Source organism: Edwardsiella piscicida, from assembly GCF_001896205.1.
GTDB lineage: Bacteria > Pseudomonadota > Gammaproteobacteria > Enterobacterales > Enterobacteriaceae > Edwardsiella > Edwardsiella piscicida.
The window spans coordinates 515,607-540,168 of sequence record NZ_MPNU01000001.1 but is presented as its reverse complement, the minus strand read 5'-3'; the positions used below and the strand labels follow the sequence as shown (position 1 = coordinate 540,168).

Here is a 24,562-nt window from a genome sequence, read left to right as displayed (position 1 = left end):
TGGCGCCTTCCGCCACGGTATACACCGTCAACGCCGGAAGGGGTCGCCCGTTCCGCGCCGACGTCTCGCACAGCGATAGCTTCTCTTAGTATACCCCCACTGGCTCGCCCTGGCGGGCCCAGTGACGCTTATGGCCAAAGCCGCAGGTATTGTCGGTCATCTTCACCCGCATCAGGCGCAGCCCCCAGACCGGCGATGGCCTGGCCCTCGCCAGCGGGAAACGGCGATAGTAGAGCGCATACGCCGCCGCCGCCGCCTCTCCTTCAAGGCACGCAACCCGGCCGTGAAACTGTATCCCCTGGATCTTCGCCACGCTGCGCGTCTGGTGAGCCACCGTCCCGGCGACCCGTGGGTTGACCGACATCAGCCGTCCGTGATGGGAGGTCGGCGAGGTCAGCAGGTACAGCGTCATCGTCGGCGCATCCAGCGCATAAAAACAGTCGGCGCACCACAGCGCCTCCCCTTGCCCGACGGCCAGCGTCACAACGTGCTGACGGGCCAGGAAACGCCGGATGGCCGCCAGCGTATCGTCGTTGCTCATTCCCTCTCCTACCGCCGCGCCGGGACTCGTCCCCAGCGCCGTCGTCGCGTACACTGATCCCACCGTTTCCCACCGAGAGATCCCAATGCAGGATACTGTAGCGCATAATGCGTGGTATCTGTACATGCTGCGTACCGCCGGTGGTGCGCTGTATACCGGTATCACCACCGACGTCGCACGTCGCCTCCACCAGCATCAATCTGGTCGGGGAGCCAAGGCGCTGCGCGGTAAAGGACCGCTGACGCTGGCGTACCAGTGCGCGCTCTCGCATGAGCTGGCCGCTCGGCTGGAGTATCGCGTTAAGCAGCTAAGCAAGAAACAAAAAGAGAGGCTGGTCGCCGACCAGCCTCTCTGTCTGTTGCAGTGGTTAGCCGACGGCGGCTACCTTACTTCGTCAGGTAAATCGTATTCGCCTGCGCAAAACGCTCCCGCATCTGCGGCGACGGCCCTTTGCCCACCAGGCTGACCAGCACGATAGCCAACGAGGCCAAAATAAAGCCGGGAATGATCTCATACAGGTGGAACCAGGCGTATTGCTTCCACACGACCACGGTGGCCGCCCCCACCAGCATACCGGCCAGCGCGCCGTTACGCGTCATGCCCGGCCACAGCAGGGAGATAATAATCACCGGGCCAAAGGCGGCGCCAAAGCCGGCCCAGGCATAGCTCACCAGATCGAGCACATAGTTGTGCGGGTTGGCCGCCAGGCCGATGGCGATCAGCGCGATCAGCATCACCATGGTACGGCTGACGATCACCAGCTCCCGCTGGTTGGCATGCTTGCGCAAAAACGCCTTATACAGATCTTCGGTCACCGCGCTGGCGCTCACCAGCAGCTGGCAGCTCAGGGTGCTCATCACCGCCGCCAGAATAGCCGACAGCAGGATCCCGGCAATCCATGGATTAAACAGCAGCTTGGAGAGGGAGATAAAGACTCGCTCTTTGTTTTCGTGCACCTCCAGCGCCAGCTCGGGATGCGTAGAGAAGAACGCGATCCCGAAGAAGCCAACCGCAACCGCGCCCCCCAGACAGAAGATCATCCACACGATGCTGATTCGGCGTGCCTTACGGATCGTATGGTGGGAGTCCGCCGCCATAAATCGCGCCAGGATATGCGGCTGCCCAAAATAGCCCAGGCCCCATCCCATCAGGGAGACGATCGCCACCCAGTCCAGCCCGCGGAACAGGTCCAGATAGGCCGGGCTGCGCTGCGCAATGGCGTTCATGGCATCGTCAAAGCCGCCGACGCTGACCACCACCATCACCGGCGTCAGGATCAGGGCAAAAATCATCAGGGTCGCCTGCACGGTATCCGTCCAGCTGATGGCCAGGAAACCACCGATAAAGGTATAGGCAATCGTCGCCGCCGCGCCGGCCCACAGCGCGCTTTCGTAGCTCATACCAAAGGTACTTTCAAACAGACGAGCCCCGGCGACGACGCCGGAGGCGCAGTACACGGTGAAAAAGACCAGAATAATCAACGCTGAAATCAGACGCAGAATGCGCTGCTTATCCTCAAAACGCTGGGTAAAGTAGTCCGGCAGCGTCAGCGCATTATTGTTCAGCTCGGTGTGCACCCGCAGGCGCCCGGCCACGATACGCCAGTTGAGGTAGGCCCCTAGCACCAGCCCGATGGCGATCCAGCTCTCCGACAGACCGGCGACAAAGATCGCGCCCGGCAGCCCCATCAGCAACCAGCCGCTCATGTCCGACGCACCGGCGGAGAGCGCGGTCACCACGCTGCCCAAACGGCGTCCTCCCAAGATATAGTCAGAGAAGTTATTGGTGGCGCGATAGGCCAGCAGACCAATCAAGATCATGCCGAAGATATAGATTAGAAACGTGATTAGTGTCGGTGTATTAACACTCATCCTGTACCCCTGTCATCACGGTGTCACGCACCGTTTTTTTTGTTGTTAAAGGAGGCACTGTCCACGGCGCGGAGCTGCGGGCGAAACACAGATGATACCGCCGCTGTCTGGGCTATGGCCCGGATGCGTACGGCAGTACGGCAGTGAAACGCCCAATACGCGATCAGGCGCGGCGAGAGGCGCAGACGATGGCGATAAATGCGTGGAGCAGGCAGACTTACTCCCCCGCCCGCCGGCAGGCGAACGGGGGGAAGCATGATAGACCCAGCGGGGAAGAACGACAAGCGTTCAGAAGATAAGCGGCGGGATCGTCACCCGCCGCACAGGCTTAAAAACGGTTAAACGGTTCGGCGTACTCGATACGCCCACGGGCCTGCTCCAGCGCCTGCGGCGCCAGCGCGTACACCTGAAAGAGCGTATCGCATTCCGGCCAGCGACAGTGCAGATCGTTCTGCGCCGCGTTAACAAAGCCAAAGCGCTGATAGTAGCGCGGGTCACCCAGCACCGCCACGCCGGCATAGCCGAACTCATTCAGGGTATCCAGCCCCTCATAAACCAGCCGCTCCGCGATCCCCTGACGGCGGTAGGCTTCATCCACCGCCAGCGGCGCCAGGCCAACCCACTGGCACTCCTCACCGTCGACCGTCACCGGGCTGAAGGCGGCATAGCCGACCACGCCCCCCTCATCATCCGTGGCAACGATCCCGAGGGTCAGCAGCCCATCCTCGCGCAGGCAAGAAACCAGCTCGGCCTCGTCCGCGCCCGGAAAACAGCGGCGCAGCAGCCGATCAATGCCCGGCGCATCGACGGGGATCTCCGCCCGGATCAGCATGACGTTACCGCACGCGCATCGATCGGCGTGCCCTCCCGCAGACCGGCCTCGACAAAATCAGCCAGCTGCATCAGCGCCAGGCGCAGCGGCGCCGGCATCAGCTCAGGATCGATGGCATCCATCAGATTTTTAACCTGCAGCCCCAGCTCGGTATCGCCCTCAATACGCAGACGACGCTGGAAGAAAAGCGTATCGGGATCCTCTTTGCGGGCGGCGATCAGGATCAGATCGTTAGCGTCCGCGCTGAAGCTGACATCCGCCTGCTGCTGACGCCCCACGCGCAGCGTCCCCTGTTGCACGGTGACAAACCAGCGCAGACCGAGATCGCGCACGTCAACCTGCAGCCAGCGCCCGTCGAGAAACGCCAGCTCGCCCTCAGCCAGCGCCTGGCGAAACTGCCAGGCCAGCAGCTGCTCCAACACATGCCGCTGCAGGACAAACGGCGTAACTTTTAACGGCAGGCTCAAGAATGCCGGCCCCTGACGCACGATGCGTGCTCGCAATTGTTCCAACACCGCAGTGACTCCTTCTGATCAGACAGCGTCTATTCTGCCACAACCGCCCATGCAGACTGCGTCTTATATCAACAAAAAGGCCCGTCATTGTCACGGATTAATACGCCGCCGCCGCCGTTGCGCAGGCCATCTGGTAACAGTGATTCAACACGCCGGAAACTGCCTGAAATCAAAACAATTACATAACGTCTTATCTAGAATGACACCCTAGCGGACAGAACACCGCCCGGGCCGCGGTGTCGATATCCATCCCCTAACACGCCACGCCCGGCGTTATCCGTGGCCAAACTCAGGAATTCACATATGGAGCTGCTGTGCCCCGCCGGTAACCTGCCCGCCCTCAAAGCGGCCGTAGAGAATGGTGCCGACGCTGTCTATATTGGACTGAAAGACGATACCAACGCCCGCCATTTCGCCGGCCTCAATTTTAATGAAAAAAAGCTGCAGGAGGCGCTGGAATATGTGCACCAACGCGGCCGTAAGCTGCATATCGCTATCAACACCTTTGCCCACCCCGACGGCTATAGCCGCTGGCAACGGGCGGTAGATATGGCCGCCCAGCTGGGCGCTGACGCGCTGATCCTCGCCGATTTGGCCATGCTGGAGTACGCCGCCGAACGCTACCCTCACATTGAGCGCCACGTTTCGGTACAGGCATCGGTGACGAACGAAGAGGCGATCCGCTTCTACCAGCGTCACTTTGCGGTCGCGCGCGTGGTGCTGCCGCGCGTTCTTTCGCTGCATCAGGTAAAACAGCTGGCGCGCTGCAGTCCGGTGCCGCTGGAGGTCTTCGCCTTCGGCAGCCTGTGCATCATGTCCGAGGGGCGCTGCTACCTCTCTTCCTACCTGACCGGAGAGTCTCCCAACACCGTCGGCGCCTGTTCGCCCGCCCGCTTCGTACGCTGGCAGCAGACCCCGCAGGGCATGGAGTCCCGCCTCAACGACGTCCTGATCGATCGCTATGCCAATGACGAAAATGCGGGCTATCCCACGCTGTGCAAGGGGCGCTACCTGGTCGACGGCGTGCGCTACCATACGCTGGAGGAGCCGACCAGCCTGAATACGCTCGCGCTGCTGCCGGCGCTGATGGAGGCCAATATCGCCTCAGTCAAAATCGAGGGGCGCCAGCGCAGCCCGGCCTACGTCAGCCAGGTAACGCGGGTGTGGCGACAGGCTATCGATCGCTGCCGTCGTGATCCTGAACACTTCACCCCCGACGCCGCCTGGATGGAGGCGCTCGACGCCGTTTCAGAAGGCGCGCAGACCACCCTCGGCGCCTATCATCGCCGATGGCAGTAAGGAGTCCGACCATGCAATTCGCACTCGGCGCAGTACTGTACTGCTGGCCACAGGCCCGCCTAGAGGCATTCTATCGGGCCGCCGCCGCCAGCGAGGCCGACATCGTCTATCTGGGCGAAACGGTCTGCAGCAAACGGCGGGTCATCAAGTCCAGCGACTGGCTGGCTCTGGCCCGGACGCTGGCTGACGGCGGCAAACAGGTGGTCCTGTCAACCCTGGCGCTGCTGCAGGCCCCCTCGGAACTGAGCGAGCTACGCCGCTATATCGAGAACGGAGAGTTTCTGATCGAGGCCAACGATCTGGCCGCGGTCAACCTGGCCGCCGAGCGGCACCTGCCGTTTGTCGCCGGCCCGGCGCTCAACTGCTATAACGCCGTCACGCTGCGGCTGCTGCTGCGACAAGGGATGGTACGCTGGTGCATGCCGGTGGAGCTGTCGCGCGACTGGCTGCGCAACATTCGCCAACAGTGCGATGAACTGGGGATCCTCGGGCAGTTTGAGACCGAAGTCTTCGCCTACGGCCATCTGCCGCTGGCCTACTCCGCCCGCTGCTTTACCGCCCGCGCTGAAAACCTGCCCAAGGATGAGTGCGACACCTGCTGCATCCGCTATCCCCAAGGGCGACGGGTCCTGTCGCAGGAGCAGCAGCAGGTTTTCGTCCTCAACGGGATCCAGACCCTGAGCGGCTATTGCTACAATCTGGGCAACCAGCTGCGGGAAATGCAGGGATTGGTCGATATCGTACGCCTCTCACCGCAGGGAGAAGAGACGCTGGAGATGCTGAGCCGCTTCCGGGCGAACCAGCAGGGAGATGCGCCGCTGACGCTGGCGCGTCAGGCTGAATGCAACGGCTACTGGAACCAGCTGGCCGGGCTGACCCTGTCAAGCTGAGGCGGCCTGGAAAAACGGGCGCACAGGGCGCCCGTTTAATTTTTGCGTCACCGCCGTGGCTCACGAGGCCTTGCGCGCCATGATCTCAATAATCTGGGTATCCGTCTGGCGCATCGCGCCGCTGGCCAGCGCGCACAGGTTGGCGATCGACTGATCCACGTCGTGCGCCACGATCCCCTCGTTACCGCTCACCGCGCTGTCGTCCAGCGCCATCAGCACCGCCTTAAACGCGGCGCTGGCGCTGGTGGAGACCTTCATCGCACAGCTGTTGGAAGCCCCATCGCAGATCATTCCGCTCACATCGCCGATCATGCTGCCGATCGCCATGGCGACCGCCTCATAGCGACCGTCGATCAGCCAAGCGATGCCGGCCGCCGCGCCCATCGCCGCCGTCGTGGCGGCGCACAGGGCTGACAGCGTCGGCAGCTTACTGTGGATGTAGATCGCCGTCAGATGCGACAGCATCAGCGCTCGCGCCAGCTGCTCCTGCGAAGCCTGCATATGCTCGGCGACCACCACCACCGGCATCGTCGCGGTGATCCCCTGATTGCCCGAGCCGGAGTTACTCATGGCCGGCAACACCGCCCCCCCCATACGCGCATCGGAGGCGGCGGAGGTGCGGATCATGATCTCGCTGAGCAGATCGTGAGAGAGCAGGCCACGCTCACGCTGCTGGGCCAGCGTAGCGCCGATGTGCAGACCATAGCGACTGCGCAGCCCTTCTCGCGACAGCGCGCCGTTCAGCTCCGCCGCATCCAGAATAAAGGAGATACGCTCCAGCGGGACATCGCAGGCAAAACGGTAGACCTGCGCCAGCGAGGCCTGGGCCAAACAGTATCCCGCCTCCGTCGCGGCGTTCGCCACATCGGCAGCGCGAAAGATCTCGCGATCGTTATGCACGATACGCACCACGCGGGTATGATCGCCGGCGATGGTCACCTCCGCCCACGCCTCACCGGCGTAAACCCGAGCGCAGGAGAGCAGCACCTGCTCGCAGGGCTGCTCCATACCGACGCTGACCCGGCCCTCTGCCAGCAGCGCACGGGCGGCCGCCACCGACGCGGCGGAGGCGTTTTTAATCACCTCCAGTCCGGCGTCCGCGTCGCCCCCGAGCGCCCCCAGCGCCGCCGCGATCGGCAGGCCGACCATCCCGGTCCCCGGCACCGTGACGCCCATACCGTTCTTCATCAGGTTCGGCGACACGCGGCAGACAATGCGATCCACCGGCGCTGCCAGCTGACGCGCCGCGATGGCGGCGGCCAGGGCCAGAGAGACCGGTTCGGTACAGCCGACGGCCGGCTTGACCTCCTGACGCACGGCGCGAATAAACTCCGCCCACAGCGCGTCAGTATCACAGGCGTTTTGTATCGTATTCATGCTTCAAACCTTTGGTTATTACCGCTATCGTTGCACGTTATCCCTCAGGAAAAGGCCAGCAGCGGTGAGATACACAGCAGCAGCCCGGTGATAATAATCACCAGCAGGGATACGCCCTTATACTTATGCAGCGCCGGAACCCGGTACACCAGATAGGCGGGGATCAGGCATCCCACCATGCCGAAGATCGGGCTGCAGATGGAGGTAAAGCTCAGCACCGGCGCATTAAGGATAATCGCGCCCCAGGCCAGCAGGACGGCAAACACCATGATGCCGTTTTGAACCCAACGCGCCTTGATTCGCTCCGGCGGCATCATGCGCCGCAGCAGGTTCATCACGATTCCCTGAGTGGCTTCGCGAAAGCCCAGATACACCCCAAAGAATGCCGTCATCACCGCGAAGATATTCAGGATGACGCTCACCACGGTGACCCAGTTGCCGGCTCCGCCGTCGATGAACTGCGCGGCGATGGCCAGCGCGGAAATATTCTGCTGATAGGCCTTCACCGCCTCATCATGCCCCATCGCCAGCGTGAAGGAGACCGCATAAAAGAAGACCGTCACGAACAGAACGCCAAAGGCGATGTTCATCGCGCGCAGCGCCTTATAGCGTGCCACCTCGCGCGATTTGCAGTGCGCCCGGTATGAGATAACCATCGGGCTGAGCGTCTGAATGAACAGGATCGACGTCAGGGTAAACGGCAGCGTGATCACCGCATTTTTCACCAGCAGCCCCAGCGGCGGCAGCGCGCCCACGTTATACAGATGCCACATTCCGACCATGGCAATCCCCAGCGCGGCCACCACCAGCAGTTTGGTCAGCACCATAAAACTGGACAGCTTAAACAACAGCAGCTCACCGCGCGATGAGATGGCCACCAAGACACAGATCAGCGCCAGCCCGTAAAAGGGGTTCTCCGAGAGCAGCCCCTCCGTCACGCCGAAGGTGTGCAGGTAAGAGGCGCTGTCATTGGTAATGGCGGTGGAATAGACGAACATCCAAATCACCAGCATCACGAAGTAGAGCGCCCCCAGCAAGATCCCCCAGTTTTTCCCCAGGTAACCGCTGATCACGCTGGGATAATCGCGACACTCCGGCGACTCGGCCAACGTGTTGATAAACAGGCGCTGAAACAAATACATCGCCGGGTAGCCCACGACGGACGACAGCAGGAAAACCCACAGTCCCATCAGCCCAACCTGAACCGGCAAAAAGACGATACCGGCCCCGATCGCCATCCCGATGCTCATAATCACCCATCCCACATCGGTACTGTCAAAACGGGTGGCCTCCCGCCACTCGCTGTCGCTCATACCGTCCCGGGTGACGGCGGGGTGATCCGTCAGTGCCACACTGCTCATTTGTGTCGTCTCCATCGTCGCTCTCACTTGCCATTCAACGGCGGGATCCGTGGCCAATAGGAGTCTGTCTCTACCGTGCCGGAGCCGCCTGTAGGGAATTATCATCGTTATGATTTACAGAGTCGGATGCCGCGCAGCAGAGCGATGGCGCAATAACATCAGTAGGTGCAGGCGTTATTATTGTGATGTGATCATAGCGCTGTCGCGGGAGAAAATTTTTTCAACTCATCGCTCTGCTATCGGGGGTTACATAAAAAATTTTCTCTAAAAAGGGGAATATTTTGAATATTTACCTACAGAAAGAGGTAAAGGTAAAATTATTTTTTATATGAATAAGGAATATATTAATAATTTATTGATATCTGGCTTCTTTTTCTATCGAAGCGAAGGCAGAGGGGGTGAACGAGAAAAAATGCATCGGGAAAAAAAGTGTGCCGGCGATCCCAGTTTTTTATAGATATAGCGCACATTTTAGTTGATTGTTCTGTTTTTTTATTATTTTACTAAATTTCAAAATAAAACACTATCAACATGCCTGCGGCTGGACCATAAAAAAGGCCAGCCCGAGGGCTGGCCTGTTACGCGCTTATCGCTGCCGATTACGCATCGTTAAAACGGCGACGGCTGTGGCCGTTGTCGTCTGAGCGGGTGCTACGACTATCGCGATTGAACCCGCGATCGCCGCGGCGATCGTCAGAGAAACGACGCTGACCGCCAAAGCTGCGGCGATCGCCATCACGACCGCCGTCGCGGCCGCCGAAGCTGCGACGCTCACCGCCGCGCTCACCACCACGTTCGCCGCTGCGCTCGCGACGCTGCTCACGCGCCGGCGCATCACCGATCAGCTGCATGTTCATCGGCTTGTTCAGGATGCGGGTACGGGTAAAGTGCGTCAGCAGATCGCCCGGCATGCCTTTCGGCAGCTCGATGGTGGAGTGCGAACCGAACAGGCGAATGTTGCCAATATAGCGGCTGCTGATATCGCCTTCGTTAGCGATAGCACCCACGATATGACGAACTTCAACGCCATCGTCACGACCCACTTCGATGCGATACAGCTCCATATCACCGACTTCGCGACGCTCGCGACGCGGACGATCGCCGCCGCGCTCATCGCGCTCGCGACGGGCGAAGCGATCGCCACCGCGCTCATCACGCTCGCGGAATTCACGACGCGGACGACGCTCAACAACCGGATCCGGCGGCAGGATCAGCGGACGTTCGCCCTGCGCCATCTTCAGCAGCGCAGCGGCCAGCGTTTCCATATCCTGCTCGTCTTCCGGCTGCAGCTTAGCCAGCAGCGCACGGTACTGATCCAGATCGCTGCTCTCCAGCTGCTGCTGAACACGGGCGGCAAACTTGGCCAGACGGCGAGTGCTGAGCAGCTCGGCGTTCGGCAGTTCGACTTCCGGAATGGTCAGCTTCATGGTGCGCTCAATGTTGCGCAGCAGACGACGTTCACGGTTATCAACGAACAGCAGCGCACGACCGGCACGGCCGGCGCGGCCGGTACGACCGATACGGTGCACGTAGGATTCGGCATCCATCGGGATATCGTAGTTAACGACCAGGCTGATGCGATCGACGTCCAGGCCACGGGCAGCCACGTCGGTCGCGATCAGGATATCCAGACGACCGTCTTTCAGACGCTCCAGGGTCTGCTCACGCAGCGCCTGGTTCATGTCGCCGTTCAGCGCCGCGCTGCTGTAGCCGTTACGCTCCAGCGCTTCGGCCACTTCCAGGGTGGCATTCTTGGTGCGCACGAAGATGATCGCCGCATCAAAGTCTTCCGCTTCCAGGAAACGCACCAGCGCTTCGTTTTTACGCATCCCATACACCGTCCAGTAGCTCTGGCTGATGTCTGGGCGGGTCGTCACGCTGGACTGAATGCGCACTTCCTGCGGCTCATTCATAAAGCGACGAGTAATACGACGGATAGCCTCCGGCATGGTGGCAGAAAACAGAGCGGTCTGATGCTCCGCCGGGATCTGCGCCATGATGGTCTCAACGTCTTCAATAAAGCCCATACGCAGCATTTCGTCGGCTTCATCCAGCACCAGGCCACGCAGGCTGGTCAGGCTCAGCGTACCGCGCTTCAGGTGATCCAGCAGACGGCCCGGCGTACCGACCACGATCTGCGGCCCCTGACGCAGGGCGCGCAGCTGAACGTCATAGCGCTGGCCACCGTACAGGGCGACCGCGTTGATGCCGTGCATATGCTTAGAAAAATCCGCCATAGCTTCAGCAACCTGTACCGCCAGCTCACGGGTCGGCGCCAGCACCAGTACCTGCGGTGCTTTCAACGACGGATCGATATTGTTCAGCAGCGGCAGAGAGAACGCCGCCGTTTTACCGCTGCCGGTCTGCGCCATGCCCAGCACGTCGCGCCCGTTCAGCAGGTGAGGAATACAGGCCGCCTGAATCGGTGACGGCTTCTCATAGCCCAAATCATTCAGGGCTTCAATAATAGGTGCAGCTAACCCCAGGTCAGCAAAAGTAGTTTCGAACTCAGCCATGTAAACGTGCCTCATATGCAATGGCGGCCAGTCTGCATAACTCGTCTAGAAAACGAACAACATTTTTCATTGAAAAGTGTGAACCGGCTCAAATTAGATGAAATGACGAACAAAAAAACCTCGCCCGTTAGGACGATTAAATCAATGATTTAAGGATATAAATGCCCGTCAGCTTATTGCTGGTCCGATTCTGGTATGTCGTCTTGCTCTTGACCCAAGCGGGCCAATTCCAACAGTGCGTAACGGTTCTCAACAAAGTTATGAACGTTGTTGGCCACCGTCAGTTTGAACAATGCAGAAGCACTGCTCTTTTCCCCCAGACTCAGGTAATGTTTACCTAAATAGAAGTCAGTTTCACTGAGATGCTCAGCGAGCGAAGTGTTATCCGTTGCATCTGCCTGTAAACGTTCCATCAGCGTTTTCTCGCTGATTTTGCCCAGGTAGAATTCGACAATATTCCATCCCCATTGACTCCGGTTCGCTTTATTGTAGCGCTGGCTCAGCGCCGTAAGCGCCTGCTCCTGGTTAAGCTCACGCTCAGCCAGGTAAAGCCATAACGACCGGAACGGATCGTTGGGATCGTCTTGATAAAACGCCTGCAGATCATCTTGCGCTAGCGAATACCGCCCGCCGTAATAGAGGGCAATACCGCGATTTAAACGCGCATAGCTGTAAGTTGGATCAAGCTCTAGTACAGAATCAAACGCTTCATAGGCGGCATCAAAGTTGCCCGCCTGCGTTAAATAAATACCCAGATAGTTAAAAACCTCTGGCATATCAGGACGAATGGCCAGCGCCTGCGAAAAATCATTACGCGCTAACGCCCTCAGTCCGAGACTATCATACAGTACTCCGCGCTCATAGAGAAGCTGTGCGCGTTCATCATCCGTTAATGCTCGGCTGGCAAGGATCTGCTCCATGCGCGCAAGCATTACTTCCTGCTGCAGCGACGGCTGCAAAGGAATGGCCAGTACTTCGTTTTGGCGCCAATCAGCGTTGCTGCATCCTGCCAACAGAATTGCTGTCGCAACATAACACCAGCGCAAGATAGGCTTCATTTCCCAACTCCCGAAGACCAACACGGATAAACTTCCTATCATCCATCAACGTGCCACCACATCCGGCGATAGCGTAACAAACGGCTTCCCGAAAACGGGAAGCCGTAATACCAACGAGATTACTCTGCGTCAGCCGGTGCGTCCTGACCCGCAGCTGCGCTGGCGTTGGCTTCCTTGATGCTCAGACGTACGCGACCCTGACGGTCGACTTCCAGCACCTTAACAGCCACTTCCTGACCCATCTGCAGGTAGTCGGTCACTTTCTCTACGCGCTTGTCGGCGATCTGAGAAATATGAACCAGACCTTCTTTACCGCCGCCAATGGCCACAAAGGCGCCAAAGTCAACGATACGGGTCACTTTACCCTGATAGATACGGCCAACTTCGATCTCGGCGGTGATCTCTTCGATACGGCGAATGGCGTGTTTTGCCTTATCACCGTCGGTCGCTGCGATCTTAACGGTACCGTCATCTTCGATTTCGATGGTGGTGCCGGTCTCTTCCGTCAGCGCACGGATCACAGAGCCGCCCTTACCGATCACGTCCTTGATTTTCTCAGGATTGATCTTAATGGTATGGATACGCGGTGCGAACTCGGAGATATCGCCGCGCGGTGCATTGATCGCCTGCTCCATCACACCCAGGATATGCAGACGCGCACCCTTGGCCTGGTTCAGGGCAACCTGCATGATCTCGCGGGTGATGCCTTCGATCTTAATATCCATCTGCAGCGCGGTCACGCCGTCGCGGCTACCGGCCACTTTAAAGTCCATATCACCCAGGTGGTCTTCGTCACCCAGGATGTCAGACAGAACGACAAAGTTATCCTGCTCTTTCACCAGACCCATGGCGATACCAGCCACGGCGGCTTTGATCGGCACACCGGCGTCCATCAGCGCCAGAGAGGCACCGCAGACAGAGGCCATAGAAGAGGAACCGTTGGATTCGGTGATTTCAGAGACCACACGCACCGTGTACGGGAACGCATCCTGAGACGGCATTACCGCCAGCACACCGCGCTTAGCCAGACGGCCATGGCCGATTTCACGGCGCTTCGGTGAGCCCATCATCCCGGTTTCACCGACGGAGTACGGCGGGAAGTTATAGTGTAGCAGGAAACGGTCAGTACGCTCGCCGGTCAGCTCATCGATGTTCTGTGCGTCGCGCTCGGTACCCAGGGTCGCCGTCACCAGCGCCTGCGTTTCACCGCGGGTAAACAGCGCAGAGCCGTGGGTACGCGGCAGCACGCCGGTACGTACGTCCAGCGCACGGATCATGTCCTTCTCACGGCCATCGATACGCGGCTCACCGCGCAGAACGCGGCCACGCACCACGGCTTTCTCCAGCGCACCCAGGATGTCGCTGATCTCACCGGCATCCAGCGCATCGTCTTCTGCCAGCAGATCGGCGATGACGGATTCTTTGATCTCGTCAACTTTCGCGTAGCGGGCCTGCTTTTCAGTGATGTGATAGGCTTCACCCAGGCGGGCTTCGGCCATCTCGGCCACGCGGTGCTGCAGCGCAACGTTCACTTCCGGCGCATGCCATTCCCAGCGCGGTTTACCGACTTCAGCCGCCAGCGCCTTAATATTTTCAATCACAACCTGCTGCTGATCGTGGCCGAAGACCACCGCGCCCAGCATCTGATCTTCGCTGAGCAGATCGGCTTCAGATTCCACCATCAGCACGGCGTTATCAGTACCGGCTACCACCAGGTCCAGACGGCTCTGCTTAAGCTCATCCATGGTCGGGTTCAGCACGTACTGATCGTTGATGTAACCTACGCGAGCGGCGCCGATCGGGCCGTTGAACGGGATCCCAGACAGGCTCAGCGCGGCGGATGCGCCGATCATCGCCACGATATCCGGGCTGACCTGCGGGTTCACGGAAACCACGGTCGCAACGACCTGCACCTCATTGAGGAAGCCTTCCGGGAACAGCGGACGGATCGGACGGTCGATCAGACGCGCGGTCAGGGTCTCACCTTCACCCGGACGGCCTTCACGGCGGAAGAAGCCGCCGGGGAAACGACCGGCCGCGTAGGCGCGCTCCTGGTAGTTAACGGTCAGCGGGAAGAAGTCCTGACCTTCACGGGCTTTTTTCGCCCCCACCACGGTAACGAATACCGCGGTGTCATCCATGGTAACCATCACGGCTGCGGTGGCCTGGCGGGCCATCATGCCGGTTTCCAGCGTAACGGTATGCTGGCCGTATTGGAATTTGCGAACGGTTGGCGTTAACAAAGTCATTTTCCTTGTATCAATCGCGCACCGCCCCTGCGGAACGGTGCCTTCATATAACCGGAGGCGTTGCCACATTCTCGCGACTAATGCAAAGCGCCGTCCCAGACGGCGGCTTGCATTAGCCGCGCGAACCTCTGTAACAAGACGCCGGCTACACCCTTTTTATCTGCAACGACAATACATTAACCTGATTTGCCATTGCTTCCTAGAAGAAAGGGGCCAACGTTGGCCCCTTTGCTTCAGAAAATCGTTAGATTAGCGACGCAGACCCAGACGCTCGATCAGGCTGGAGTAACGTGCTACATCTTTACGCTTCAGGTAGTCCAGCAGCTTACGACGCTGGGAAACCATGCGCAGCAGACCACGACGGCTGTGGTGATCTTTTTTGTGCTCAGCAAAGTGGCCCTGCAGATGGTTAATCTGCGCGGTCAGCAGTGCAACCTGCACTTCGGTGGAACCGCTGTCGTTGGCATCACGACCGAACTCAGCAACGATTTTAGCTTTCGCTTCAACGCTTAGAGACATTATAGAACTCCAAATTTGAAAAGTTTAAAAAAACGGGCGCCGATCTCTAATTCAGCAACCCAATGTATAAGCCGCGCCATTCTACTCTGCACCCCGCTCATTGGCAAGAAATCAGCCGATTCTGAGCGCGGTTGGCACGCCGAAAATCTCAGGTCGGATCGTCCTCGGAGAGGCGCGACTCCACCACCATACGACGCGGCGCCAGGCGCCCCTGATCGTCCACTTCGCCGACGCCGATAAAGCGGTGCGCAGCCCCGACGCTGATGCGCACCATTCCGCTTTGCGGCAGGTCCGGCGTCTGTACCGGCTGCCCCAGCTGTACATAGCCAGCGACGATCTCCGACAGATTCACCTCCGGCAGGTGCGCGGCGGCCGTATCCATCGGCAGCAGCAGCGGATCGAGCAGCAGGCGAGGATCGCGCTCTTGCTGCTGCGCCTGCGCCAACAGCGCCTGCAGCTGCTCCAGCGTAACCATCCGCTCGCTCGGATAGCCGGAAACCTGCAGACGCCGCAGATAGATAACGTGCGCGCCGCAGCCGAGCACTTCGCCCAGATCGTCGATGATAGTGCGAATATAGGTGCCCTTGGAGCAGTGGATCTCCAACTCCAGCTCATCCCCTTCCCAGCGGATAAAGCGCAGCTCAAACACCGTGATCTCACGCGATTCGCGCGGCACGTCGATCCCCTGGCGGGCATATTCGTACAGCGGGCGCCCCTGGTACTTGAGCGCCGAGTACATGGAGGGCACCTGGCGGCCAGGGCCGCGGAACCCTTCCAGCGCCTGCGCCAGCTCGGCCTCGCTAAAGCTCAGCGGTCGCTCACACACCACCTGACCATCGGCGTCAGAGGTATCGGTACGCTGCCCCAAGCGGGCGATGACACGATAGCGCTTGTCGGCATCCAGCAAAAACTGAGAAAACTTGGTCGCTTCGCCCAGGCAAATCGGCAGCATCCCGGTCGCCAGCGGATCCAGCGCACCGGTATGCCCCGCCTTGTTGGCGTTATAGATGCGCTTTACCTTCTGCAGCACATCGTTAGAGGACATCCCCTGCCCTTTATCCAGCAGCAGGACGCCGTTAATATCGCGGCCGCGGCGACGGGGTCGAGACATTACGCCTCCTCATCACGATCGGCGGCGGTGCGGCGCGCCTCATCGTCTTTCACCACGTTGCTCACCAGATTGGACATGCGCATCCCCTCAACCAGCGAGGCGTCATAGGCAAACGTCAGCTCCGGCACCACGCGCAGACGCATCGCTTTGCCCAGCAGCATACGGATAAAACCGGACGCATCCTGCAGCGCCTTCAGACCGGCTTTTACCGTCTCCGGCTCACCGTCGTTCAAAAAGGTGACAAACACCTTGGCATAGGCCAGATCGCGTGAGACTTCGACGCCGGATACCGTCGCCATGCCAACCCGCGGATCTTTGACCTCACGCTGCAGGATAATGGCGATCTCTTTCTGCATTTCCTGCGCCACGCGCTGAGTACGGCTAAATTCTCTTGCCATGATAGTTTCTCCAGACAAACAGGGGGGCCAGAGCCCCCCGATTAGCTTATGCTGTTGTAACGCATATCACCGCCCGACGCGGGCGGTGCGACAGACTTAGTCGATAGAGCGTTTCACTTCGATGGTCTCGAAGACTTCGATCACGTCGCCCGGACGGACGTCGTTGTAGTTCTTCACGCCGATACCACACTCCATGCCGTTACGCACTTCGTTGACGTCATCCTTGAAGCGACGCAGGGATTCCAGCTCGCCTTCGTAGATAACCACGTTCTCGCGCAGAACACGGATCGGGCTGTGACGTTTGACTACGCCCTCGGTCACCATACAGCCGGCGATAGCGCCAAACTTCGGTGACTTGAACACATCGCGAACTTCCGCCAGGCCGATGATCTCCTGCTTGTACTCCGGCGCCAGCATACCGCTCATCGCCTGCTTAACTTCGTCGATCAGATCATAGATCACGGAGTAGTAGCGCAGATCCAGGTTCTCGGCTTCCACCACGCGGCGGGCAGAGGCGTCGGCACGGACGTTGAAGCCCAGCAGAATGGCGTTGGACGCCGCGGCCAAGGTCGCGTCGGTTTCGGTGATACCACCTACGCCAGAGCCCACGATCTTCACCTTCACTTCGTCGGTAGACAGCTTGCGCAGAGAGTCGGCAATCGCCTCGACAGAGCCCTGAACGTCGGCTTTCAGCACGATATTCAGCTCGGACACTTCGCCTTCCACCATGTTGGAGAACATGTTCTCCAGCTTGGCTTTCTGCTGACGCGCCAGCTTCACTTCGCGGAACTTGCCCTGACGGTACAGCGCCACTTCACGGGCTTTCTTCTCGTCACGCACCACGGTCGCTTCATCACCGGCCGCCGGCACACCGGACATCCCGAGGATCTCAACCGGAATGGACGGACCGGCTTCCGTGATTTCACGGCCCAGTTCGTCACGCATGGCGCGCACGCGGCCATACTCAAAGCCACACAGAACGATATCGCCCTTGTGCAGGGTACCTTCACGTACCAGCACCGTCGCGACCGGACCACGGCCCTTATCCAGGAAGGACTCGATCACCACGCCGCTGGCCATGCCGTTACGTACCGCTTTCAGCTCCAGTACTTCAGCCTGCAGCAGGATGGCGTCCAGCAGGTCATCGATCCCGGTACCGGCCTTGGCAGATACGTGGACGAACTGAGCTTCACCGCCCCAATCTTCCGGCATAACGCCGTACTGGGACAGCTCATTCTTCACGCGATCCGGATCGGCTTCCGGCTTATCGATCTTGTTCACCGCCACCACCAGCGGAACGCCGGCGGCCTTGGCATGCTGGATCGCTTCGATGGTCTGCGGCATCACGCCGTCATCGGCAGCCACTACCAGCACGACGATGTCGGTCGCCTGGGCGCCACGCGCACGCATTGCGGTAAACGCGGCGTGCCCCGGGGTATCCAGGAAGGTGATCATGCCGTTATCGGTCTGTACGTGGTACGCACCGATGTGCTGGGTAATACCGCCGGCTTCGCCTGCCGCCACCTTGGTGGAGCGGATGTAGTCCAGCAGAGAGGTTTTACCGTGGTCAACGTGGCCCATGATGGTCACGACCGGTGCACGCGGCTCAGCCGCTGCGCCGGTATCACGATCGTTCAGCACCGCCTCTTCCAGCTCGTTCTCACGACGCAGGATTACCTTGTGGCCCATCTCTTCAGCGACCATCTGAGCGGTTTCCTGATCGATAACCTGGTTGATGGTCGCCATTGCGCCCATCTTCATCATCGACTTGATAACCTGGGAACCCTTCACCGCCATCTTGTTGGCCAGTTCGGCCACGGTGATGGTTTCACCGATCACCACGTCGCGGTTAACCGCCTGAGCCGGTTTGGTAAAGCCCTGCTGCAGCGAGCTCGGCTTGCGCTTACCGCCTTTACCGCCGCGGTTGACCGCACGGGCCTCTTCGCGATCGGCCTTAGACTCAGACAGCTTGCTGCCTTTCTTCTGCTTAGCCGCTTTGCCACCGCGACCGCGTGCACGACGATCGCCTTCAACCTGGCGATCGTTCTCATCTTCCGCTTCGCGCGCGTGATGAGAGGTGGTCACGTGGTAATCGCTGTTATCTTCTTCGCTGGCGTTTTCGGTCCACTTGCCTTCGTTAGCTTCGGCCATACGGCGGGCTTCTTCAGCCACCTTACGGGCGTCTTCTTCCAGCTTGCGGCGCGCTTCTTCTTCAGCCTTGCGTTTCAGTTCAGCGGCTTCAGCTTCGCGCTTGGCCTTTTCCGCCTGCGCAGCTTTAGTTTTTTCGTCGATATGTTGGTTAGTCACTTTTTCTTTTTCCGCTGCTTCACGCTTAGCTTTTTCAGCGGCCTCACGTTTGGCTTGTTCTTCTTGTTGACGCTTGGCCTGCTCTGCAGCTTCACGCTTGGCCTGTTCGGCCATCTCGCGCTGTGTCTGCTCTTCTGCCTCGCGTTTCGCCTGTTCTTCCGCTTCGCGCTTCGCCAATGCCTCGGCTTCCGCCTGCTGGGCCGCCGCGTCGCTCTTCACATAGGTGCGCTTTTTACGGACTTCAATCTGCACTGACTTGCTTTTGCCGCCGGTGCCCGGGACACTCAGCGTGCTGCGGGTTTTACGCTGCAGCGTCAGTTTACCGGAAGATCCGCCGTGCTCACGGTTTAAATGAGCCAGCAGCGCTTCGCGTTCCTGGGGGCTCACAGAGTCGTCGGGTGATTTATTAATGCCTGCGTCAGCCAGCTGCTGTACCAGGCGCTCAACCGAAGTTTGGATCTCTGCTGCCAGTGATTTTACCGTTACTTCTGCCATGCTGTTCCTTCCTGCTACAGTTCATTATTCACTATCGCCAAACCAACAGATATTACGCGCAGCCATAATCAGCTCGCCCGCCTGTTCATTGTTCAGGCCTTCAATATCGGTCAGGTCGTCGACACCCTGCTCGGCAAGATCTTCCAGCGTGCATACACCGCGTGCGGCCAGCTTAAAGGCCACGCTGCGTTCCATCCCCGGCAGATTGAGCAGATCGTCCGCCGGTTTGTTGTCGCCCAGGCTCTCTTCCTGCGCCAGCGCCAGCGTCGTCAGCGCGTTCTTGGCACGGGTGCGCAGCGCCTCGACGGTCTCTTCATCCAGACCATCGATGGACAGCAGCTCGCGCTCCGGTACGTAGGCCAGCTCTTCCAGCGTGGAGAAGCCTTCCTCGACCAGCAGCGTAGCGAACTCTTCATCGATATCCAGATGCTTGGTGAAGGTATCGATGGCCGCATGGGCTTCCGCCTGGTGCTTGGCCTGCAGATCCTCCGCCGTCATCACGTTCAGCTCCCAGCCGCTCAGCTGAGACGCCAGACGGACGTTCTGACCGTTACGGCCGATGGCCTGAGCCAGGTTGGAGGCCTCTACGGCGATATCCATGGTGTGCTTGTCTTCGTCCACCACGATGGATGCAACGTCGGCAGGCGCCATGGCGTTAATGACGAACTGCGCCGGATTATCATCCCACAGCACGATATCGATACGCTCGCCGCCCAGCTCGCTGGAAACGGCCTGCACGCGCGCACCGCGCATACCAACGCAGGCGCCGACCGGATCGATACGCTTATCATTGGTCTTCACGGCAATCTTGGCTCGGGAGCCCGGATCGCGCGCGGCGCCCTTGATTTCGATCACTTCTTCGCCGATCTCCGGCACTTCGATGCGGAACAGTTCAATCAGCATCTCCGGACGGGAGCGGGTGACGAACAGCTGCGCACCACGGGCCTCCGGACGCACGGCATACAGTACGCCGCGAATGCGGTCGCCCGGACGGAAGTTTTCGCGCGGCAGCATGTCTTCACGGCCAATCACCGCTTCCGCGTTGTTGCCCAGATCCAGGGAGATGCTGTCACGGTTAACTTTCTTGACTACGCCGGTGACGATTTCGCCTTCGTGCTCACGAAACGCATCAACCACCATCGCACGCTCGGCCTCGCGTACTTTCTGTACGATAACCTGCTTGGCGGTCTGGGTGGTGATACGGTCGAAGGTCACTGATTCAATCTGATCTTCTACATAGTCGCCCAGATCCAGCGCCGGATCTTCAAAACGCGCCGCATCCAGCGTGATTTCACGGGTCGGCTGGGTCACTTCGTCAACGATCAGCCAGCGGCGGAAGGTATCGAAGTCACCGGATTTACGATCGATGGCGACACGCACATCGATTTCTTGCTCATATTTTTTCTTGGTGGCCGTGGCCAGCGCGGTTTCCAGCGCCTCAAAAATCTTCTCGCGCGGCAGCGCCTTTTCGTTGGAAACGGCCTCCACAACAGCCAGAATCTCTTTATTCATCCTAGTTGCCTCATCCGAACGTTAAAAGTGGGGTACCAGGTTCGCTTTCTGGACATTGCTCAGCGCGAACACTTCATCTTTGCCATCAACCGTGACCGTAATCATCTCGCCGTCTACCGCCTTGATGATACCCTGCCACTTCCGGCGGTTCTGCATCGCCATCCGCAGTACCAGCGTCACTTCCTCATTCAGAAAATGGGTGTAATGTTCGGCGGTAAACAGGGGGCGATCCATCCCCGGTGAGGAGACTTCCAGGTAATAGGCGACCGAAATTGGATCCTCTACGTCAAGAACAGCGCTGACCTGGTGGCTAACATCAGCACAATTATCAACAGTGATGCCTTCTTCACTATCGATATAGATTCGCAGCGTTGAATGGCGACCACGGATGAACTCAATGCCAACCAGCTCAAAGCCCAAGGCTTCTACCGGCGCCGTAATCATCTCTGTTAACTTTTGCTCTAATGTGGACAAGCCCACCCCCAAGACATAAAAAAAGGGCCTTATAGCCCAGTGATTCTGTTGTCAGATAACAAAAAACCCCGAATAATCGGGGCTTTATGCAACTGGACCCTATATACCGCCAAGCGGGATTCGAAGCCAGTCTCGCAAGTATATTTTTCAAATGATACTTCGCGGCCCGAGGCTCTGCGCTAACAGTATATTTGAAAACAGATACTGAAGGAAATTGGTTGCGGGGGCCGGATTTGAACCGACGACCTTCGGGTTATGAGCCCGACGAGCTACCAGGCTGCTCCACCCCGCGTCCGAATCGTGGCGAATTCTACTCTAACAGCGTAGAAAAAACAACATATCTAGGATTGGTACCGAGGACGGGACTTGAACCCGTAAGCCCTATTGGGCACTACCACCTCAAGGTAGCGTGTCTACCAATTCCACCACCTCGGCATTTTGGCACCATGACGCCTGACGCATCATGGCAAAACTCTCTGTGGGTACGATCAGTTCGGAATATCGCTGCTCGGCGTAGCCGGCGCTGCCGGAGTCGCAGGCTGTTCAGTCTTCACAGGCTGACCCAGGTTATCCCACTCACTGCCTTGCTTGCTCTGATGACCGCTCAGGTTGCCCAGCACCAGGCTCAGCACGAAAAACAGCGTGGCCAGGATGCCCGTAGTACGGGTCATAAAGTTACCGGTACCGCTGGAGCCAAACAGCGTCGCTGAGGCGCCTGCGCCAAATGAAGCGCCCATGTCAGCACCTTTACCCTGCTGCAGCATAATCAGGGCGATCAGCGCCACAGACACCAGCAGGAAAATTACCAAAAGAGCTTCATACATAGTCGTACCTGATTCCTTGCGGCCCATCCGCAGTCAAAAGCTTCTATCGAACCCATGGATAAAACATCCACTGAAGCGGGTGTGAATACTACCCAATGCCGTCATAGGGCGCAAGGGTAAATTTTCCACGCCGACGTGATTGGAGAAAAAACCAGCAAAAGAGAGCTTTCGCCGGTCAACTCGCCCTTAGCTGGCCGCCTTCACCGCATCGGCAATGACGTTCGCCAGATCGGTAACCTGTTGCAAATCCTCGCCCTCCACCATGACGCGGATCAGCGGTTCGGTACCGGATTTACGCAGCAGCACGCGGCCTCGCCCGGCCAACTGCCGCTCGACCTCGGCGCAGGCCTGCTGCACCGCGGCATCCTGCAGCGGATCGCACTGCCCGGCAAAGCGGACGTTGATCAGCACCTGCGGCAGCAGGGTCATGCCGCTGCACAGATCGGCCAGGCTCATATGGTTACGCGCCATCGCCGCCAGCACCTGCAGGCCAGCGACGATCCCATCGCCGGTCGTGGTCTGATCGAGGATGATGACATGGCCCGAGTTTTCAGCCCCCATGCGCCATCCCTTCTCTTGCATCGTCTCCAGCACATAGCGGTCGCCCACCTTAGCGCGCGCAAAGGGGATCCCCAGCTGCTTCAGCGCTAGCTCCAGCCCCATATTGCTCATCAGGGTGCCGACCACGCCGCCGTGCAGCTTACCCTGGCGCAGCGCCTCGCGCGCCACGATATACAGGATCTGATCGCCGTCGACCTTGTCGCCGCGGTGATCGACCATGATCAGGCGATCGCCGTCGCCATCGAAGGCCATGCCCAGATCGGCGTTTTCCGCCACGACGCGGGCCTGCAGCGCGCGGACATCCGTCGCCCCGCACTCTTTATTGATATTCATCCCGTCCGGCGAGGTGCCGATGGTGATCACCTCCGCCCCCAGCTCGCGCAGCACGTTCGGCGCAATATGATAGGTGGCGCCGTTGGCGCAGTCGGCGACGATCTTCAGGCCGCTCAGGCTCAGCGCGTTAGGGAAGGTGCTCTTGCAGAATTCGATGTAGCGCCCGGCGGCGTCAACGATACGGCTCGCCTTGCCCAGCTCAGCGGATTCCACGCAGGTCAGGGGTTTATCCAGCTCGGCCTCGATCGCGGCCTCGACCTCATCCGGCAGCTTGGTGCCGTCGATGGAAAAAAACTTGATCCCGTTATCGTAGTACGGGTTATGGGAGGCCGAAATAACGATACCGGCCTCGGCGCGGAAGGTGCGCGTCAGGTAAGCCACCGCCGGAGTCGGCATCGGCCCGGTAAAGGCGGCAGACAGACCGGCCGCCGCCAATCCAGCCTCCAGCGCGGACTCCAGCATATAGCCGGAGATACGGGTATCCTTACCGATGATGATCTTGCGTGAGCCGTGACGCGCCAGCACCTTACCTGCGGCCCAGCCCAGCTTCAGAACAAAATCCGGGGTGATCGGGCTGCTGCCCACTTTGCCGCGAATACCATCGGTACCAAAATATTTACGTTCGCTCATCTCTTTATTATTCCTTTGCTGAAAGCGTGGCTTCCACCACGCGCATGGCATCAACCGTTTCACGTACGTCGTGTACCCGGATAATCTGCGCCCCCTGCATGGCGGCGATCACGGCACAGGCGACGCTGCCCGCCACCCGCTGCGCGGGAGGCACATTCAGCAGCTGTCCGACCATAGACTTACGCGACATTCCCACCAATAGCGGCAGACCGTGGTGATGAAAGTGCGCCAGGTTAGCCAGAAGGCGGTAATTATGCGTCAAGTTCTTACCGAAGCCAAAGCCGGGATCGAGCAACAGCCGCTCCCGGGCGATCCCGGCGGCCACGCAGTGCGCGATCTGCGCACTGAGGTAAGCGTCCACTTCCGCCACCACATCGCTGTAGTGGGGGCTATGCTGCATGCCCTTCGGCTCGCCCTGCATATGCATCAGACAGACCGGCAGGCCGCTCTCCGCCGCCGCCGCCAGCGCCCCCGGCTCGCTCAGTGAACGGACGTCGTTAATCATATCGGCCCCGGCGGCGCTGCAGGCGCGGATCACCGCCGCCTTGGAGGTATCGACCGACACCCAGACCTCAAAACGCTGCGTCAGCGCCTCCACTACCGGCACCACCCGCGCCAGCTCCTCAGCCTCGCTCACCTCGGCGGCACCCGGCCGAGTCGACTCCCCGCCCACATCGATGATGGTCGCCCCGGCAACGATCATCGACTCCGCGTGTCGCAGCGCGGCATCCAGCGCGTTATGACGCCCTCCGTCAGAAAACGAGTCGGGGGTGACGTTCAGGATCCCCATCACCTGGGGATAGTTGAGATTCAGGGTGAGTTCACGTGACCTAAGCAGCATCGATGACACCTGTGCAAAAGAAAAATCATGCGTTATTGGAACGCAAAA

22 protein-coding genes and 2 tRNA genes are annotated in these 24,562 nt (G+C 59.4%); 3 read left to right on the top strand and 21 right to left on the bottom strand.

Annotated features, from left to right (window positions below):
• Window positions 1-85: 85 nt before the first annotated feature.
• On the bottom strand, window positions 86-541 hold the full coding sequence (locus tag BRD58_RS02365; RefSeq protein WP_012847293.1) for a YhbP family protein: 456 nt from the start codon (window positions 539-541) through the stop codon (window positions 86-88).
• Between the two features lie 85 nt (window positions 542-626).
• Between BRD58_RS02365 and BRD58_RS02360 the strand changes: the two genes are divergently transcribed.
• Window positions 627-1,007 carry a GIY-YIG nuclease family protein gene (locus BRD58_RS02360; protein WP_015460823.1) on the top strand — a complete coding sequence of 127 codons (381 nt, stop codon included), beginning with the start codon at window positions 627-629 and terminating at the stop codon, window positions 1,005-1,007.
• Here BRD58_RS02360 and putP read toward each other — a convergent pair.
• The 3 genes from putP to ubiT all read right to left on the bottom strand — a co-directional run bounded on the left by putP (window position 928) and on the right by ubiT (window position 3,759).
• Window positions 928-2,412, bottom strand: a complete 1,485-nt coding sequence (putP, locus tag BRD58_RS02355) for a sodium/proline symporter PutP (protein WP_012847292.1) — start codon at window positions 2,410-2,412, stop codon at window positions 928-930. The genes BRD58_RS02360 and putP overlap by 80 nt on opposite strands.
• A 328-nt stretch (window positions 2,413-2,740) precedes the next feature.
• The gene (locus tag BRD58_RS02350) at window positions 2,741-3,244 is read right to left on the bottom strand and encodes a GNAT family N-acetyltransferase (RefSeq protein WP_012847291.1); all 504 of its coding nucleotides are present in this window, start codon (window positions 3,242-3,244) and stop codon (window positions 2,741-2,743) included.
• Entirely contained in the window at window positions 3,238-3,759 is a 522-nt protein-coding gene (ubiT, locus tag BRD58_RS02345) for a ubiquinone anaerobic biosynthesis accessory factor UbiT (protein ID WP_012847290.1), read from the bottom strand. The genes BRD58_RS02350 and ubiT overlap by 7 nt, the downstream gene beginning before the upstream one ends.
• A 303-nt stretch (window positions 3,760-4,062) precedes the next feature.
• Between ubiT and ubiU the strand changes: the two genes are divergently transcribed.
• A complete protein-coding gene (ubiU, locus tag BRD58_RS02340) occupies window positions 4,063-5,058 on the top strand; it encodes a ubiquinone anaerobic biosynthesis protein UbiU (RefSeq protein ID WP_012847289.1) in 996 nt (331 codons plus the stop codon).
• 11 nt (window positions 5,059-5,069) lie between these two features.
• Window positions 5,070-5,948: a U32 family peptidase gene (locus tag BRD58_RS02335; RefSeq protein WP_069578099.1), complete on the top strand. Its 879-nt coding sequence runs from the start codon at window positions 5,070-5,072 to the stop codon at window positions 5,946-5,948.
• Between the two features lie 60 nt (window positions 5,949-6,008).
• Here BRD58_RS02335 and BRD58_RS02330 read toward each other — a convergent pair whose 3' ends face one another.
• From BRD58_RS02330 to folP, 17 genes are all read right to left on the bottom strand, one after another.
• Entirely contained in the window at window positions 6,009-7,325 is a 1,317-nt protein-coding gene (locus tag BRD58_RS02330) for an L-cysteine desulfidase family protein (protein WP_012847287.1), read from the bottom strand.
• Between the two features lie 44 nt (window positions 7,326-7,369).
• Entirely contained in the window at window positions 7,370-8,701 is a 1,332-nt protein-coding gene (locus BRD58_RS02325; RefSeq protein WP_034168797.1) for an SLC5/6 family protein, read from the bottom strand.
• 584 nt (window positions 8,702-9,285) lie between these two features.
• Window positions 9,286-11,202, bottom strand: coding sequence for a DEAD/DEAH family ATP-dependent RNA helicase (locus BRD58_RS02320; protein ID WP_073381514.1), 1,917 nt, complete (start codon window positions 11,200-11,202; stop codon window positions 9,286-9,288).
• Complete coding sequence (gene yrbN / locus BRD58_RS18345) at window positions 11,195-11,272, bottom strand: protein YrbN (RefSeq protein ID WP_109579756.1); 78 nt, start codon at window positions 11,270-11,272, stop codon at window positions 11,195-11,197. The genes BRD58_RS02320 and yrbN overlap by 8 nt, the downstream gene beginning before the upstream one ends.
• Window positions 11,273-11,375: 103 nt before the next feature.
• Window positions 11,376-12,260 carry a lipoprotein NlpI gene (gene nlpI, locus BRD58_RS02315; RefSeq protein WP_012847283.1) on the bottom strand — a complete coding sequence of 295 codons (885 nt, stop codon included), beginning with the start codon at window positions 12,258-12,260 and terminating at the stop codon, window positions 11,376-11,378.
• 119 nt (window positions 12,261-12,379) lie between these two features.
• Window positions 12,380-14,503, bottom strand: a complete 2,124-nt coding sequence (pnp, locus tag BRD58_RS02310; RefSeq protein ID WP_034168263.1) for a polyribonucleotide nucleotidyltransferase — start codon at window positions 14,501-14,503, stop codon at window positions 12,380-12,382.
• Window positions 14,504-14,758: 255 nt separating this feature from the next.
• Entirely contained in the window at window positions 14,759-15,028 is a 270-nt protein-coding gene (rpsO, locus tag BRD58_RS02305; protein WP_005281373.1) for a 30S ribosomal protein S15, read from the bottom strand.
• 148 nt (window positions 15,029-15,176) lie between these two features.
• Window positions 15,177-16,139, bottom strand: a complete 963-nt coding sequence (gene truB / locus BRD58_RS02300) for a tRNA pseudouridine(55) synthase TruB (protein WP_012847281.1) — start codon at window positions 16,137-16,139, stop codon at window positions 15,177-15,179.
• A complete protein-coding gene (rbfA, locus tag BRD58_RS02295) occupies window positions 16,139-16,537 on the bottom strand; it encodes a 30S ribosome-binding factor RbfA (protein WP_015460818.1) in 399 nt (132 codons plus the stop codon). The genes truB and rbfA overlap by 1 nt, the downstream gene beginning before the upstream one ends.
• A 96-nt stretch (window positions 16,538-16,633) precedes the next feature.
• Window positions 16,634-19,339 carry a translation initiation factor IF-2 gene (gene infB, locus BRD58_RS02290; RefSeq protein WP_012847279.1) on the bottom strand — a complete coding sequence of 902 codons (2,706 nt, stop codon included), beginning with the start codon at window positions 19,337-19,339 and terminating at the stop codon, window positions 16,634-16,636.
• A 24-nt stretch (window positions 19,340-19,363) separates the two neighbouring features.
• Complete coding sequence (gene nusA, locus BRD58_RS02285; protein ID WP_012847278.1) at window positions 19,364-20,851, bottom strand: transcription termination factor NusA; 1,488 nt, start codon at window positions 20,849-20,851, stop codon at window positions 19,364-19,366.
• A gap of 21 nt (window positions 20,852-20,872) precedes the next feature.
• Window positions 20,873-21,325: a ribosome maturation factor RimP gene (rimP, locus tag BRD58_RS02280; RefSeq protein ID WP_015460817.1), complete on the bottom strand. Its 453-nt coding sequence runs from the start codon at window positions 21,323-21,325 to the stop codon at window positions 20,873-20,875.
• Between the two features lie 215 nt (window positions 21,326-21,540).
• Window positions 21,541-21,617 (bottom strand) — tRNA-Met (locus BRD58_RS02275).
• A gap of 56 nt (window positions 21,618-21,673) precedes the next feature.
• Window positions 21,674-21,760: transfer RNA gene (locus BRD58_RS02270), tRNA-Leu, on the bottom strand.
• A 53-nt stretch (window positions 21,761-21,813) separates the two neighbouring features.
• On the bottom strand, window positions 21,814-22,149 hold the full coding sequence (gene secG, locus BRD58_RS02265; RefSeq protein ID WP_012847276.1) for a preprotein translocase subunit SecG: 336 nt from the start codon (window positions 22,147-22,149) through the stop codon (window positions 21,814-21,816).
• Between the two features lie 186 nt (window positions 22,150-22,335).
• Complete coding sequence (gene glmM / locus BRD58_RS02260; RefSeq protein WP_012847275.1) at window positions 22,336-23,673, bottom strand: phosphoglucosamine mutase; 1,338 nt, start codon at window positions 23,671-23,673, stop codon at window positions 22,336-22,338.
• Window positions 23,674-23,680: 7 nt separating this feature from the next.
• Entirely contained in the window at window positions 23,681-24,514 is an 834-nt protein-coding gene (gene folP / locus BRD58_RS02255) for a dihydropteroate synthase (protein ID WP_073381510.1), read from the bottom strand.
• Window positions 24,515-24,562: the final 48 nt, after the last annotated feature.